The sequence below is a fragment of the Endozoicomonas arenosclerae genome, from assembly GCF_001562015.1.
Classification (GTDB): domain Bacteria; phylum Pseudomonadota; class Gammaproteobacteria; order Pseudomonadales; family Endozoicomonadaceae; genus Endozoicomonas_A; species Endozoicomonas_A arenosclerae.
Map to the genome: position 1 here is coordinate 1 of NZ_LASA01000099.1, position 13,938 is coordinate 13,938.

At 45.4% G+C, this 13,938-nt stretch carries 17 protein-coding genes; 9 read left to right on the plus strand and 8 right to left on the minus strand.

Annotated features, from left to right (window positions below):
- Positions 1 to 291 precede the first annotated feature (291 nt).
- The 3 genes from WG89_RS15710 to WG89_RS15720 all read right to left on the minus strand — a co-directional run bounded on the left by WG89_RS15710 (position 292) and on the right by WG89_RS15720 (position 2,772).
- Positions 292 to 1,557: a type II toxin-antitoxin system HipA family toxin gene (locus WG89_RS15710; RefSeq protein ID WP_062267811.1), complete on the minus strand. Its 1,266-nt coding sequence runs from the start codon at positions 1,555 to 1,557 to the stop codon at positions 292 to 294.
- Positions 1,554 to 1,874, minus strand: a complete 321-nt coding sequence (locus WG89_RS15715) for a helix-turn-helix transcriptional regulator (protein ID WP_062267813.1) — start codon at positions 1,872 to 1,874, stop codon at positions 1,554 to 1,556. Before WG89_RS15715 ends, WG89_RS15710 begins: the two co-directional genes overlap by 4 nt.
- A 169-nt stretch (positions 1,875 to 2,043) precedes the next feature.
- Positions 2,044 to 2,772 (minus strand): hypothetical protein, encoded by a 729-nt coding sequence (locus WG89_RS15720; protein WP_062267815.1) that lies wholly within the window; start codon positions 2,770 to 2,772, stop codon positions 2,044 to 2,046.
- A gap of 329 nt (positions 2,773 to 3,101) precedes the next feature.
- On the opposite strand from WG89_RS15720, the gene WG89_RS15725 reads away from it, so the two are divergent.
- Genes WG89_RS15725 through WG89_RS15735 form a run of 3 tightly spaced genes read left to right on the plus strand, consistent with a single transcriptional unit; the run spans position 3,102 to position 4,995 of the window.
- On the plus strand, positions 3,102 to 3,896 hold the full coding sequence (locus WG89_RS15725; protein ID WP_062267817.1) for a class I SAM-dependent methyltransferase: 795 nt from the start codon (positions 3,102 to 3,104) through the stop codon (positions 3,894 to 3,896).
- Between the two features lie 3 nt (positions 3,897 to 3,899).
- On the plus strand, positions 3,900 to 4,556 hold the full coding sequence (locus tag WG89_RS15730; protein WP_062267819.1) for a nucleotidyltransferase domain-containing protein: 657 nt from the start codon (positions 3,900 to 3,902) through the stop codon (positions 4,554 to 4,556).
- Positions 4,528 to 4,995 (plus strand): GNAT family N-acetyltransferase, encoded by a 468-nt coding sequence (locus WG89_RS15735; protein WP_062267821.1) that lies wholly within the window; start codon positions 4,528 to 4,530, stop codon positions 4,993 to 4,995. The genes WG89_RS15730 and WG89_RS15735 overlap by 29 nt, the downstream gene beginning before the upstream one ends.
- Before the next feature lie 37 nt (positions 4,996 to 5,032).
- On the opposite strand, the gene WG89_RS15740 is transcribed toward WG89_RS15735, so the two are convergent.
- Positions 5,033 to 5,539, minus strand: a complete 507-nt coding sequence (locus tag WG89_RS15740) for a hypothetical protein (RefSeq protein WP_062267823.1) — start codon at positions 5,537 to 5,539, stop codon at positions 5,033 to 5,035.
- A gap of 234 nt (positions 5,540 to 5,773) precedes the next feature.
- Here WG89_RS15740 and WG89_RS15745 point away from each other — a divergent pair, with 234 nt between their 5' ends.
- From WG89_RS15745 to WG89_RS15760, 4 genes are all read left to right on the plus strand, one after another.
- Positions 5,774 to 6,247, plus strand: coding sequence for a GNAT family N-acetyltransferase (locus WG89_RS15745; RefSeq protein ID WP_062267825.1), 474 nt, complete (start codon positions 5,774 to 5,776; stop codon positions 6,245 to 6,247).
- A gap of 5 nt (positions 6,248 to 6,252) precedes the next feature.
- Entirely contained in the window at positions 6,253 to 6,798 is a 546-nt protein-coding gene (locus WG89_RS15750; RefSeq protein ID WP_062267827.1) for a GNAT family N-acetyltransferase, read from the plus strand.
- A 132-nt stretch (positions 6,799 to 6,930) separates the two neighbouring features.
- Positions 6,931 to 7,245: a hypothetical protein gene (locus tag WG89_RS15755; RefSeq protein ID WP_153301631.1), complete on the plus strand. Its 315-nt coding sequence runs from the start codon at positions 6,931 to 6,933 to the stop codon at positions 7,243 to 7,245.
- A gap of 22 nt (positions 7,246 to 7,267) precedes the next feature.
- Positions 7,268 to 7,921 (plus strand): M15 family metallopeptidase, encoded by a 654-nt coding sequence (locus WG89_RS15760; protein WP_062267831.1) that lies wholly within the window; start codon positions 7,268 to 7,270, stop codon positions 7,919 to 7,921.
- Positions 7,922 to 7,927: 6 nt separating this feature from the next.
- Here the strand turns inward: WG89_RS15760 and WG89_RS15765 are convergent, their stop codons facing one another.
- Positions 7,928 to 8,683, minus strand: a complete 756-nt coding sequence (locus WG89_RS15765) for a helix-turn-helix domain-containing protein (protein WP_062267834.1) — start codon at positions 8,681 to 8,683, stop codon at positions 7,928 to 7,930.
- A gap of 160 nt (positions 8,684 to 8,843) precedes the next feature.
- Between WG89_RS15765 and WG89_RS15770 the strand changes: the two genes are divergently transcribed.
- Positions 8,844 to 9,704 (plus strand): NHL repeat-containing protein, encoded by an 861-nt coding sequence (locus WG89_RS15770; RefSeq protein WP_216638502.1) that lies wholly within the window; start codon positions 8,844 to 8,846, stop codon positions 9,702 to 9,704.
- 32 nt (positions 9,705 to 9,736) lie between these two features.
- Complete coding sequence (locus tag WG89_RS15775; protein ID WP_062267836.1) at positions 9,737 to 10,027, plus strand: DUF1330 domain-containing protein; 291 nt, start codon at positions 9,737 to 9,739, stop codon at positions 10,025 to 10,027.
- 53 nt (positions 10,028 to 10,080) lie between these two features.
- Here WG89_RS15775 and WG89_RS15780 read toward each other — a convergent pair whose 3' ends face one another.
- The 3 genes from WG89_RS15780 to WG89_RS15790 all read right to left on the minus strand — a co-directional run bounded on the left by WG89_RS15780 (position 10,081) and on the right by WG89_RS15790 (position 13,936).
- Positions 10,081 to 11,289, minus strand: coding sequence for an alginate export family protein (locus WG89_RS15780; protein ID WP_062267838.1), 1,209 nt, complete (start codon positions 11,287 to 11,289; stop codon positions 10,081 to 10,083).
- A 508-nt stretch (positions 11,290 to 11,797) separates the two neighbouring features.
- Positions 11,798 to 13,009, minus strand: a complete 1,212-nt coding sequence (locus WG89_RS15785; protein ID WP_153301632.1) for an alginate export family protein — start codon at positions 13,007 to 13,009, stop codon at positions 11,798 to 11,800.
- 57 nt (positions 13,010 to 13,066) lie between these two features.
- Entirely contained in the window at positions 13,067 to 13,936 is an 870-nt protein-coding gene (locus WG89_RS15790; protein WP_062267842.1) for an ABC transporter ATP-binding protein, read from the minus strand.
- Between the last annotated feature and the right edge of the window lie 2 nt (positions 13,937 to 13,938).

The following is a 13,938-nucleotide window of genomic DNA, read 5'->3' on the forward strand; positions in this document are numbered from 1 at the left end:
CTATGCATCAAGAATGACTTGTACCCAGGCTTTGGTAGCCGTGATGCGCAAGCTGATACGTATAGCATTCAGCGTATGGCGTAGCCAAAAGACATTCGATATGGCTCAATATCATTCCCCCATTATGCAAAAAGCTATGCTGTCTGATTAAAGACCCAAGCCTCTTGCAGTGGAGAGTTTCTCACCGATGAGGCTCTAATTTCTTATGTAATTACTAAAAGCAGGTTGACAAGAAACATAGAGCCTCAGTACGAACGGTATGGGGTATAGCGCTTAGCTGCACTTGAACCCTCAAATCCGGAAATCTTTGGACAATTTTGTCCAATGCTCTTTTAGTTTGATTTTGTGTTCTTCAAGCATTGGAAGTTCTTTTAGCTTTTCAGGCCATAGCGTTCTTGCTTTGTCCAGAACATCATCAAGATGGGGCTTGATTACTCTCCAGGGAATATCAGCCCTTTCTGCCCATAACTGGAAATGCTCATGGGTAACTTCATACCAGTTTTTTGTTTTCCCCAAATTGAGAGCAAACTGCTTTTCATCCTCAATATAAACACGGGTTGTGACAATATCGTATGCGGGAGAAAGCCTAGGGGTTCTTTGATCTGAGTAGAGCAGGCTCCAGTTTTTAAGATGAGCATCACCATTTGCCAGAAGAATGTTCACCAGCAGGCGACGAGCTAACTGTTGAATGTCGTATAGACCCTCGCCAGAGTATTGGTAAAGAATCTTCCCTATTTGCTCATAGTTGCCGAACCGGTATTTCTCATGAGGATACTTCATGAAAACTTGAGCAAAGTCTTCCATGTGAATTCGAGCCCTGCCCTGTCGATCAAACCGTCTGATTGCAAATGCTAACTTCTCATCGGGCAAATTAACCTGGGGCAGATTATCAAGCTTTTCCAGCTCCACCAGCTTGATATCAGGTATATTAACACCCGCTAAAGACGCCAGAGTCATCGCTGTAAATTCATTTAACGGAACATATTGATGCCTGGTTGATGGCGTTTTGATTATCCAGTCACCCAGCACATCTCCCTTGGACAAGTTATATCGCCCTTCCTTTTCCTTCATGGAGAACTTCATCTGAACACCGGCCAGAGAGAATTTATTCTCACGGACAGGGCTTTCCATCTTTACGACCCGAGACTTTTCGTGGCTTGATAGTATATTCTCAGGCACTTCTTCAGGATCCACAGGTTGAGCCATTAATGCTCCCGGTAGATCTCTCCCCAGGTACGATAAGATTTGAAACTCATTATCTACGTGAACTTTAAGTCCCTGAGCAATTAACTCTCTCAGTGCCCCCTCTGGCAAGAGATTGGACAAAACGGGATGCAGACGATGATTTTTTTTCCATGACTCGCTTAATAGCATGTCTGAACGAGGAAAATCCGGGTGTGTAGTTAAACTGAAGGTGGGACGGTTGCTATCGTGCTTGAATTCATCAACAAAACTTAAGACGTTTCGGCCATTACGATGACTGGTGAGATACCCGATAATCCTGCCGTGGAGCAGAAGCTTAAGGACGCCAATCTCATCTACCTGATGGCTACTCAACTTTCATCCTCCAGTAGTCCCTTCCATGGGTCATCAGAGAGAGCTTTATTTACCTCACTTGGATCAGAGTCCATCGTCAGGTTGTTATCAGAGCTCTCAAGCACAGCTTTAACCTGATCCAACTTCTCCTTAGGCACCAGAACAATTTCGCTGCTCAGGCCTTTGGCAATAAGGTCAAGCGTATCGAGTCTAGGGTTTCCTTTCGACTCAATACGTTGATACTGCTGTCGGGAAACACCTACCCGTAACATCATGTCGCTCTGCTTCAGGCCCAAGGCTATACGCCGCTTTTTAAGCTGCTGAAGTAATGATTTCATATATGTAAACGTATAAGTTGCTTATCCATATAAAGAAACATATTAGTTGCTATTTTACCGTTAGGCAATTTATAAGTTTCTTTTCAACTTTAACCGGCCTATTTTAATGGAAGAGCAACATATATATTTCTTTTGAGTACTCACTGGTTGATCAAATGAGAAAGACTCTTCACTCCAACAACCCAACATGACTCTCTGGTACAACCTTTCCATTACGCACATTGACCACTATCGCTTTGACCTGTTGTCCTACTTGCCGAAAATCATTCTTCATTGTTTTAGACAATTTTCCCTTATCAATCTGGCGGTTTAATTCTTCGCTGCTGAGCTCTCCGAGATTAACCAGATAAAGCACCCCCAGCACACACAACTGACTTCGATCACAAATATCCCTATACAACCCCAGAATTCTCTCTCCCCGAATCCGATAGGTATCCAGGTAAATCAATGGTGAAATTCTGGGCATCAGATTGAATCCATCAAACCGCTCATAACAGGCCAAAAGGTCTTCCAGCAAACCGGTGACCTCGTCGCTTTCATCCCCCTCACCCGATAGTTTGTAGATGGCATTTTCAAGGGTATTTCCGAGGGAGAAATAACTTTTCTCTATCTCTCCACCAGCAGGCTGCTCAGAGTCGCTCAAATAGGTCAGCCCCATCAGGTTGAGCAGTTTTAGCTCTGCAGCACTGAACTTCTCTGTACTCAATGGCCCAATGTGATACTGGGCATATCGTTCTAAAAGCGCCTCATCGATGTCTTTCATACCTCTCTGAATATGTTGAAACAAGGTTTGCTGGTATTCACCGGGCTCAAGCTCTCTGCATTGATGGGCCTGTAGTGGATTTAATAGTCCCAAAAACAACCAGCAGACTCCTGCCACGACCACGCTTTTATACATCCTATAGCCTTACTGTTTTAGATTTATGAGCAGGAGTATAGAAGCCGCTTAAAAAAACAAAACCAACGTGCAAATAAAGTCAAGAATCAGAGAAAGGTTATAGAAAGGCTTATCAGTCTATACACGTCCTTCCAAATACGGTAAAAGCTTCACTTGTCGTTTAATGATTTCGGGGGTCTAAACACCCATCAATCCAGCCCAATGCAGGAAGCATGAAATGGAGAAAAAAGAGAAATGGCAGCAGTACTACAAAGGCATCCATTCAAGGGATTGGACTCTAACCGGCCCGGTAGAAGACTGAAAAAAGTAATTCAGAATAATAAAAAGTTATGAGCGATTTAATCGAACAATACACAAACGCTGATGAAGATCTGCGATTAGTCCGCCAGAATATTACTCGTCTGGAATTCGACACCACACTTCATCTGATGGAGAAGTACATTCAGCCTGGCTCAGTTCTTACCGAGGTAGGTGCGGCCACAGGTCGATATTCCTTGCATTACGCAGCGCAAGGAAATCATGTCACCGCTGTGGAACTGGCTCCTGATCAGGTGGAGATCATAAGCCGCAAAGCACGTGAGCAACAGATTGATCTGCGAGTCTGTGAAGGCAGTGCTGTTGATCTCTCTTTTATTGATTCCGAGTCACAAGACATCGTTCTGATACTTGGCCCTCTGTACCACCTGCAGGAACTGTCAGAACTTCAGCAGGCTATGGAAGAAGCATTCAGAGTTCTGAAGCCTGGCGGTATTGTTGCAGTGGCCTATATCAGCCGACATTTTGTAGCAGGCCTGTTTGCCCAGCATTTCCCTGAACTGATCACACCGGAAGTACTTAATGAACTGTCAGCACAGGGCTGTGTAAGCCATGAAAAAGCGGATCGCTTCTTCAGAGTAGGTTACTTCTGTAAGCCCGAAGAAATTGAACACCTGGTGACTGATAATGGTTTTGAGCTGCTGGAGCACGCGGCTACCGACGGATATGGCCGCTATATAAGACAAAGTGTGAATGAGTTTGATGAGGCAACCTATCAGAACTGGCTGCAATACCACTTTTCAACCTGTCGTGAGCCATCCTTGCTGGGCTCCAGCAACCATGGCCTGGTCATAGCACGGAAGAATTGAAGAATGGATGATCTAGTCAAAGCGGCTGTTCGGGAAGTAGAAGAAAAATACCACCCCCACACCATAATCGTTTACGGCTCCAGAGCCAGAAATGATGCAACTGCCACCAGCGATATTGATATTGCCTGCTTCTGTGATAAAGCTGAGATTGAAAAAGACGCCCGCGATTTTCAGGGGGTATTTCTGGATGCCTGGGTTTATCAGACTGAATCCATGCAGGCAGACAAGGATGAATTCCTGAAGTTGGGGGATGGTTTTTGTGCTCTGGATACCCGAGGTCTGGGCGAAGACTTTCTGACACAAATTCGTGAGCGTATTGATCAAGGTCCACAGCCCTTGAGTGATGAGGATAAACTCCACGCTGTTGAGTGGGTCAAGAAAATGCTGAAACGCATTGAGCAGGATGACCTGGAGGGTTTGTATCGAAAGCTCTGGCTGCAAGTGGATCTGCTGGAGATTCTCTTTCAACTCAGGGGGCATTGGTATTTTGGCCCTAAAAAAAGTTTTGCAAGGCTGGAAAAAGAAGACCCTGTTGGCTGTGAGCTTTTTCAGGCATCCTACCGGAATCCAAATGATCTGGATGCTTTAACCAAACTGGCAAACTATGTAACAGAGGGTGCAGGAGTCCCCGATGGAAATAAGAAAAGCCCAACGCAGTGATGCCCAAAGAGCCTTTGAGCTTCGAACTTTGGCGATACGTTCTGAATGCAAAGATCACTACAGTGATGAAGCTCTGACACTCTGGACAGAAGGTTCTGCCACCGAGAAGTTTATGGACACCGTTGAGCAGAACTTCCATGTAGTCATGTTTGAAGGTGAAGTGGCGGGCACGGGTATGATCAATACTAAAGACGGTATGATCGACGCTATTTTTGTTGACCCCAGATTTATGGGCATGGGCGTTGCCCGTAAGATGATGGCTCACCTGGAGCAGCTGGCCAGAGAAGCAGGTCTTGCTCAAATGAAACTGGACTCAACACTGAATGCAGCGCCTTTTTACCGCCGCTGTGGTTTTAGTGGAGACAAGGTCTCTACTTACCACTCCCCCAGAGGCATCCAGCTGGACTGCATTCCCATGACCAAAAGCCTCTCCGAATAACAAAACCCTGCTGAGTATTCAGCAGGGTTTGTATGTTTTACTTTTTTACGGCCTTGGCTTCTTTTTTCTCTTCGTATTCCTGCTCGGTCAAATCGGTAATGACATTGTTGAACTCAACAATTTTCAACTTGCCATCTACCTTGGCCAGGGTGTACTTGTGCTTTGCTTCATTCGCCAGGGTATACCCTTCCATGGTGTAACGCTCATAGAAGGTAGTGCTAACAACGGCCTTGTCGCCTTCTGTTTTGACCACCGGCTCTTCCAGATCAAAGCTGTGGTTTTCGGTGTAGTTCCAGAACTCTTCCTGGGTTTCCTTGAAGTCAGACAGCTTCACTTCGCCATTTTCCATTTCGTAGGACTTGGGAAATGTGTAATGAATTTTTGCATCTTTTGAGAACAGCTCAAAATAATCCGGTGCTTCTGTCTGGATACTGTCTACGACCTTGTTCCAAAAGTACTCTTTTGCTTCTTTTTCGGTCACTTCAGCAGCAAAAACGTTCAGGCAAAAAGTGGATGCGGCCACCAGGATAGCGATTTTTTTCATAATTATGTCTCTATTCTTTACAGCTCATTCCCATCCATCGATGGGTCTATGTTGTCCTTTCGAGTGCATCATATATCACCATTTTGAGACAATAAAGACTCAAAATAAACAATTATAAACTAAGTCACATATCTCAATTTTTTCAACCATTCCGTCACTGCCCTATACAATCGACAGACCATGGTATAAAACATCATTTGTCGTCTAGCCATAACAACAAACAGGATTATCAGGATGACTTTTGAAGTTCAGCCCGTAGACCTGAAAAGGGATCTGAAGCTTTGCCTTCAGTTTCGTCGGGATGCCTGGCAAGTCAGCTATGGAAGTCTGGAATCATTTCGTGAAGATGAAACGACAGACTGGTTCGAATTTCTGGCCGAAAAATACCCTGAAAGCTTTTTGCATGTGCTTCAAGACCATGAGGTCATAGGCCAACTGGAATTCCGCAGTCGTCCCGATGACGATACGGGAGAGCATGAAGGCTACATCAACCTGTTATATCTGATTCCCGAATGGCGTGGTAAAGGTATGGGGCAGGCTACTCATGACTTTATCCTGAAGGTACTCTCCGATAATGGCTGCACCCGTGTTTTCCTTCGGTATGTTCCCGGCAACGACCGTGCCGAAGCGTTCTACCTGAAAAACGGTTGGATTAAGGAAGGCAAGCCTACCGAGAAACGCGGACAATTAATGAAAAAAGTTTTGTAACCACCATGCTGGGATTTGAAACGCAAAGGCTTTCTGCTCGCCTGGCTGAAAGTGGAGACAGCAAGATGCTGTTTGAACGATATACGGGTCGGCGAAATGAGTCCGAGCATTTAGCCAGGTTGCCTCATAGCTCTGAACAACAAACCAGAAAGAACCTTGAAGGCTGGTCTACCGCACAATCCTGGGAAAATAATAACCGGCTGGCACTGGTGATTGAGGAGAAAGAACAGCGCTCTGCTATCGGACAATTAACTCTGTTTAAACTACCCGGCGCAGTAGAGTTTCACTTTGGAATCAGTCATGACTTCTCGGGCAAAGGGTATGTCACCGAGGTGTTATCAGGACTCATTGAATCTGATCTGGCTGCAAACACCATACTGATTACTTATTGCAGCTGCGAACACCCTGCGGCTCAACGTGTGCTGGAAAAATCCGGTTTTTGCCGGACAGGCTTTGTAGCCAAAAAATACCGTAACCCTAATCAAAACAATCAATGGGTGGACTGTTTTACCTATCAATCCCCCACCAAAGGACCAATAACCCATGGTTGAACTCAGAGAATTTTTGTTCGTTTTAAGCCGGACAGCCTTCAAAACTAATAAGACTTTCTTGAGAAATTAAAAATATAACTTAGTCTTCAACTTCAGACCGACTCAACTATCTCAATCATGAAGGATCATGCCGTGCAATCAGTCAATCAGAACCCCATTTCATTGATCAGAAGAAGGTCTACCTTCTTGCTGGCTTATTGTTTCTTCACTCTGGCGGTTCTGACTCTGGCCACCCACTCATTTGCCCGACCACTGCCGAGTAAAATTGAGAATGTACCGGATGAGCTGTGTAAAGCGATGTATAACAGCAACGTATTAAATGCAGATAATCCCGTGCAGTGCGATCGCCTGAAGCTCATCACTTTCACTTACATTGATTTCAAGGGCAAACAACACCAGGACGGTAAGATAATGGTTCTGGACTCAGTAGCTCCTTATTATAGGTAAAGCTTTCGAACAGCTTCTGGCTATGAACTTCCCATTGGCCAAAGCCAGACTGATGAACGATTATCAGGGCGATGACGATGCGTCCATGGAAGACAATAATACCTCTGCTTTTAACAGCCGAAAGATTACCGGTGGCAGCAAACGACTTTCCCTTCACGCTTACGGCACAGCCATTGATATTAATCCCGTTCAAAACCCTTTCGTCAGTTTTGATGAGAACAACCCTGGTCTGTCTCTCTACAAACCCGCCAATGGCACTCAATACGCCAACAGACAACTGGTTCGATTTGGCAAACTGTTCCGTACCGGCATGAGCGAAGAAATTTCAGAACTGTTTGCTGAGCAAGGATTTATTTATTGGGGTGGCTACTGGGATACTCCTATCGACTACCAGCACTTCCAGGTCAGTCGTGAAATGTCCGAGTTTATGGCGCTCGCTCCCGCTGAACTGGCATCAGAGTTTTTCAATCAGTATGTTTTATGGATTCAGGCATTTAAGAAGACTTGTCCTTCTCAATGGCGTGACAAAAAGTATGTTGATTATGTGGATTTCCTGAAGACTGAACTCTCATTTAGACAAGGCGAAAACTTGACGTCGTTTTATCAGCGTAGCCCGAAACTAATGGGTGAACAGATTGAAAAGGGCTTCAAGCCTGACGAGATTAACTGCTCCTGATACGGGTTAATCCAGCTCTCTGTCCAAAGACCACTTTCCGCAGACTGCATAGGGAGCAACCAGTGTCGTCACTTTGGTCGGCACCAGACTTTCACGGGGCAGAACCATCTCATCCTGATGGGCCAACTTCCGGTACTTTTTATGGATTTCGTCCAGCTCCTGGGTCATTTCATCCAGGGTGCTGGCTGACATATATCGGAATGAACTGCTGAATCGAGCTCTCTCCTGACCATCGTGGTCTAAGACATGATCCAGAAAACGCTGGTTTTCCTTTCGAATCCTGTCGTGTAGCGGCCCATGCAGGCGCATCAATAGTTTCCCTTCAATCAATAGCCGAAACCGGTTTTCTTCACCCAGAGAAATGAACCCCTGCTTTTCCAGATCTCTGAGATAACGAAACACAACAGCATCGGTTAATTGATAGGTTTCTTGTATTTCATCAACGGTATGATCTGTAATCATGAAGAACAAAAAACTGAAATGGGAAGGGTGATCCCGTAAATACCTTTCCTGATCCAGAGTGAGCTCGGCTAAAGGCTCAGCATGATGTCTTGAATAATCAAGGAGATCATAAAGCGAAATCCCGATAGCCTGACAGATACTGCTCAAACGGCTTAATGAACAATCTTTTTCCCGAAAGAAGCGTTTGACGGTTTGCTCTGAAACATTAATAGCACCGGCCAAATCCCGGTATGTCATGCCCTTTGCTTTTAGTGCCGATCTTAACGCCTGTGTCACTTCATAACGTTCACTGTTAACCATTGCGGCTGCTCCCTGCAAAGTACCCAGTTCTGATACCCAAAACGCCTGAAAAGTATCAAAAACTGTTACCTGATCAATCTGAATTGCTATTAGGTTTCGCCAATCGTAACTTTGCCCTGGCTTGTCAGCAACTCTTATTCCAATGTCACAAGGAGTGAAAATGAAAAAGTATCTGGGCTTTCTGGCTTGTTTAACCTTTTGCCAACAGGCTGCCAGTCAGCCTGTTTCTGTCTGGGAAGTCGATGGCTTTAAAATGCCCGAATCAGTGGTGTATGACCGTGAGCGTCAGGTTTACTACGTCTCAAACGTCAACGGTGGTGTAATGGAACAGGACGGTAACGGCAGTATTGGCCTGATCCGTGAACAAGATAAAAAGACGACTGTTGACTGGATTAAAGGACTCAGCTCACCAAAAGGATTAGATCTGGACGGCAATAAGCTTTATGTCGCGGATGTAGGCGAACTGGTTGTCATTGATGTCGAAAAATCCCGAATTACTGCTCGTTACGAAGCCCCTGAGTCGAAAGTGTTAAACGGTCTGGCCATTGCTCCCAATGGAGAAGTCTACGTTTCAGACTGGATAGGCAATAAGATCTACAAACTGGCAGATCACGAATTGAAGCTATGGCTGGAATCTTCAGACCTGGAGTCCCCCAATGGCCTCTATGTGGACGGTGGATACCTATATGTCGGCGCCTGGGGTAAAAATCCGGGCAATGATTTCAGTACTCAGAGCAGTGGCAAGCTCAAGCGCATCTCTCTGAAAGATAAAAAAATTGAAAACCTTAATCAGGGTAAGCCCTGGATGAATCTTGATGGATTGCACCGGTACGAGAACCAGCAATGGCTGGCTACTGACTTTATGAAAGGAGAACTGCTGAAGTTCGACCATCAGGGAGAACTTTTAAATACCTATAAGCTGGGCTCTACAGCAGCAGACTTCTATCTGGTGAAAGAGAAAAAACTGATCGTTGTTCCCTATCTCATGAGCAATAAGGTAGTGGCCTATCAGCTGCCTTGAGCCACCGATACTTTATCGAAAGGGAGAACCCCATGAGTGTTAATGTCATTGCGCTGGCCACCATCAATCCTGATGAGAAAGAGTCAGCCCGAATCTATTCCGAGCAAGCCAAATCTGTCGTTAATGCCTATGGTGGCAAAGCCTCAGGCCGATATTCAACGTTATACAAGTTCACGGGCTGCGAAGCCCCCCAGGTGACCCTGGTCATGGAATTCCAGAATGCTGAAAGCGCCAAAAGCTGTTTTGAAAGTCCGGAGTATCAAAACCTTTTAGCTATTCGTGACAAGGGATTTCTTGATATGAAAATTTATCTGGCGGAATGAATCATCAGGAGCCAGGAATCATTCCTGGCTCCTGATGACAGGTCTAAAATCGATTAGAAACTCAAACCCACCCAAAACCAGAGTTTATCCGTATCCACTTTGCCCGCAGCCTTATCACCTGCAGAATAGGCCGCATACTTCACACCCGCGTTGTAGTGTTTGCCAAACTTTCTGCTGTAGACCAGGTCAATTTCCTTACCCAGATCATCAATCGTGGGGGTATCTTCATCCGCCCTGAAATCGTGGTAAATAACGGACCAGTGACCGCCAAACAGTTGCCCTCCGACCGATGCATAGAGGTCCCTAAGACCCTGAGCCGGTGTCATCACAAACTGGTCAGCCCAGCCATTAAGCTTATGCAGTGCCGCTAATGGTGTTGAGAAACCATAATAACCATCCGCTGATCCCAGAACTTCATAACCCACTTTGACCTTGATGCCTGAGACCACTACGCCACCTTCTGCAAGATAATAGTTGGCGTCGTCCTTTATCGATCCAAGCTCATTCTTCTGGTGAGCATATTCAGCCTGATAAAGAAGCTTTAGATAGTTAAGCTTTGTAGAACCAGCAAACCGAATGCCATAGGTATCAAGACTGTTATCCGTATCATTATCCAACTCAAGCAGATAAGCGTATCCCGTCAGTTTACCGAACGAAGTGGTGTACGATACATTCAACAGATGATCTTTGGATCTAAGATCTCTTTCTTCTGCGAACACTCTGTTTCTTTTATTGATGTATGCATACTTGAATGACAAATCTTCAAGAGCCATGTATTCCGCCGTAAACGCATTAAAACTCTGCCGATCCTGACGCCAGGGTGTATTCGAAACAAATCGCATATCATCATAAGCGATTGTCTGCCGTCCAATTTTAGTCGTCAGTGCATACAGCTTGTATTGAATATAGGCTTGATTAACTTCCGTTGTTTGCGGATCGGCAACCACTGAGTAGTCTGTATTGTGACCAAGAGTATCATTGTAATCATCAACACCGGCTATTGGCCTTGAGTCTTCAAATTCAAGCACCCCTGAAAAACCATAAAAGTCTCCAGTTTTATAACCCAGCATGGATCTCAGAGTCAGAGCCTTGGCATCCTTCAAAGAATTATCCTGATCAACGGCTTCATAACGTAATCTGAAATCGCCATAAACCTCTCCGCTGGTGATGGCGTCGACAAAATCATCCGCCTGCACCCAACTACCTGATGACGCTATTACAGCCGCTGCCAGAAGTGTCCGCTTTGTGTGTTTTAAATACATAATTCTCTTGCTCTTATTGTTAGAGAAGCTACGCAATACCCCGTTATTACGAAGCTTAAAAACATTCCTTACTGCTGGAAGTTTTATTGAAATAAAATAACTGGAAATGTTTTCCACCTTCCTGATAGATCAGTTTCTGAAATACTTAAAGCAGGTTGGCGAATTCAAGATCTGCATACAAAACCGGAAAGCTCAGAAAATCATCAAGATAAATACCTTGATCACTATTCATTAGCGGCTTGAGATCTGTTAATTATCATAACGACTCTGTTTAAGAGCATTACTCCCTCATCAACATCATCTGTAATCAAAATGACAGTACTGCTCAACTTCCGTTGAGTTTCATTCTGGTTTTATTTCATGAATAGAGTTTTGGAAGTGATCAAAGAAATGGCTGATCTAATAATCAATGAGTGAGGTGAGTATTAAGAGGATGTATTTATTGTTGAACTGAAGAGATTAAAGACTGATAAAAAAGAGGGAAGCTGGAGCTCCCCTCTTCATACTGTTAGAAACTCAAACCCACCCACAACCAGAGCTTGTCGGTATCCACCTTGCCTGCGGCTTTATCACCGGCAGAATAGGTCGCATACTTCACACCCGCGTTATAGTGCTTGCCAAATTTCTTGCTGTAGACCAGATCGATCTCCTTACCCAGATCATCAATAGTGGCGGTATCTTCATCGGCGCTGAAGTCGTGATAAGTCACCGACCATTTGCCCCCAAAGAGTTTGCCACCCACAGAAGCATAAAGGTCTTTCAGACCCTGAGCAGGTGTGCCCAGGAACTGATCGGTCCAGCCATTAAACTTGTGAGCGGTTGCCAGTGGCGTTGAAAAGCCATACATGCCATCGTCAGAACCAAGAACTTCGTAGCCCACTTTAGCGGTAATGCCGGCGACCACTACACCCCCTTCAGCAAAGTAATAGGTAGCATCGTACTTTGTGGAACCCGACTTACTCTTCTGAGTAGCGTACTCACCGGTATAAAGAAGCTTAAGATCACTGGCTTCCATCGATCCGGCCAAGCGAAGACCATAAGTGTCCAGACTGTTGCTGGTATCGTTATCCAGCTCCAGCAAATAAGCGTAACCTGTCAGTTTGCCAATCGGTGTAGCATAGGATGCATTCAACAAATGATCTTTGGATCTCAGGTCTTTCTCTTCTGCAAAAATCCGGTTGCGCTTGTTGATGTAGGCATACTTCAGTGACAGTCCTTTTACAGGCATGTAATCGGCGCTGAGTGCATTGAAGGTTTGTCGATCCTGTCGCCAGCCCACATGGCCCACAAAACGTTGATTATCATAAGCAATGACCTGTCTACCAAGCTTGGCTGTCAGCCCTTCCATTTTATATTGAATAAAAGCCTGATCGACTTCAGTCACTTCCGGATCTGCAATGACAGAATAGTCTCCACCATTGCCGACAGTATCATTGTAATCATCAATACCGGCTATGGATCTTGAGTCTTCAAACTCCAGAAGTCCGGAGAAACCATAGTAGTCCCCCGTCTTGTAGCCCAGACGGGATCTTAATGTCAGCGCTTTACCGTCTTTCAAGGCATTATCCTGATCAACAGTTTCATACCTCAATCGAAAGTCACCAAATGCTTCACCACCGGTTAACGCTTCAATGAATTCATCGGCCTGCGCCTGAGTGGTTGATACAGCGGCTGCCCCCGCAATAGCCGCTGCCAGTACTGTTACCTTTGTGTGTTTCAAAGACTTCAACTCCGTTCTTATTCTTGTTAATCGAACTGCGTTTAATCCCCCCAGACGCTACGCAGCTTCAACTTTTTCCTTACTGCTGGAAGATTCTTTCTTAACTTTGTGCTTACTGATGCTTTCCACCTTCCGTTGCTTCTCGTACAGGAATTTCAATACTTCTGAGCGAAGGTGGGTGTATTCAGGATCTTCAGCCAGAGCCAGACGATCCCTTGGACGCTCCAGATTAATATCCAGGATTTCACCAATGGTGGCCGCAGGCCCATTGGTCATCATGACAATGCGATCCGAAAGCAATACGGCTTCGTCCACATCGTGGGTGATCATGATGACGGTGTTGTTGAGCTCCTGCTGGATCTCCATCAGGGAGTCCTGCATATGAGCTCTGGTGAGTGCATCCAATGCACCAAAAGGTTCATCCATCAACAGAATTTCTGGTTGCATGGACAGGGCTCTGGCGATACCTACCCGCTGCTTCATACCCCCCGAGATCTCATCGGGGCGCTTGTGCATGGCATGCTCCATGTGCACCAGCTCAAGGTTGTGCTCGATCCACTCTTTGGTTTCCGACTTGCTTTTTGAGCGTCCGAAAACCTGTTTTACTGCCAGCTCTACATTTTGATAAGCCGTCAGCCAGGGCAGCAATGAATGGTTCTGGAAGACTACGGCTCTTTCAGGACCAGGTTCACTGACCTCTTTGCCATTCAGAACTACGCCCCCTTTTGAGGCCTGATAAAGTCCGGCAACAATGTTCAGCACCGTTGACTTACCACAGCCGGAATGTCCGATCAGCGAGACGAACTCTCCCTTGCTGATCTTCAGATCAACACCCTGTAGCGCCGTAAAAGGGCCTTTGGGTGTATCAAACACCATGTCGATATGGCTGATATCCAGTATTACATTCGCTTTTTCATTAGCGTTCATGA

Bases quoted from the DNA above. Each gene is read 5' to 3' on its own strand.
- WG89_RS15775 (WP_062267836.1), top strand. From the start codon at position 9,737: ATGAGTGTTAATGTCATTGCGCTGGCCACCATCAATCCTGATGAGAAA.
- WG89_RS15780 (WP_062267838.1), bottom strand. From the start codon at position 11,289: ATGTATTTAAAACACACAAAGCGGACACTTCTGGCAGCGGCTGTAATA.
- WG89_RS15730 (WP_062267819.1), top strand. From the start codon at position 3,900: ATGGATGATCTAGTCAAAGCGGCTGTTCGGGAAGTAGAAGAAAAATAC.
- WG89_RS15735 (WP_062267821.1), top strand. From the start codon at position 4,528: ATGGAAATAAGAAAAGCCCAACGCAGTGATGCCCAAAGAGCCTTTGAG.
- WG89_RS15720 (WP_062267815.1), bottom strand. From the start codon at position 2,772: ATGTATAAAAGCGTGGTCGTGGCAGGAGTCTGCTGGTTGTTTTTGGGA.
- WG89_RS15765 (WP_062267834.1), bottom strand. From the start codon at position 8,683: ATGGTTAACAGTGAACGTTATGAAGTGACACAGGCGTTAAGATCGGCA.
- WG89_RS15715 (WP_062267813.1), bottom strand. From the start codon at position 1,874: ATGAAATCATTACTTCAGCAGCTTAAAAAGCGGCGTATAGCCTTGGGC.
- WG89_RS15760 (WP_062267831.1), top strand. From the start codon at position 7,268: ATGAACTTCCCATTGGCCAAAGCCAGACTGATGAACGATTATCAGGGC.
- WG89_RS15740 (WP_062267823.1), bottom strand. From the start codon at position 5,539: ATGAAAAAAATCGCTATCCTGGTGGCCGCATCCACTTTTTGCCTGAAC.
- WG89_RS15725 (WP_062267817.1), top strand. From the start codon at position 3,102: ATGAGCGATTTAATCGAACAATACACAAACGCTGATGAAGATCTGCGA.
- WG89_RS15790 (WP_062267842.1), bottom strand. From the start codon at position 13,936: ATGAACGCTAATGAAAAAGCGAATGTAATACTGGATATCAGCCATATC.
- WG89_RS15745 (WP_062267825.1), top strand. From the start codon at position 5,774: ATGACTTTTGAAGTTCAGCCCGTAGACCTGAAAAGGGATCTGAAGCTT.
- WG89_RS15750 (WP_062267827.1), top strand. From the start codon at position 6,253: ATGCTGGGATTTGAAACGCAAAGGCTTTCTGCTCGCCTGGCTGAAAGT.
- WG89_RS15770 (WP_216638502.1), top strand. From the start codon at position 8,844: ATGAAAAAGTATCTGGGCTTTCTGGCTTGTTTAACCTTTTGCCAACAG.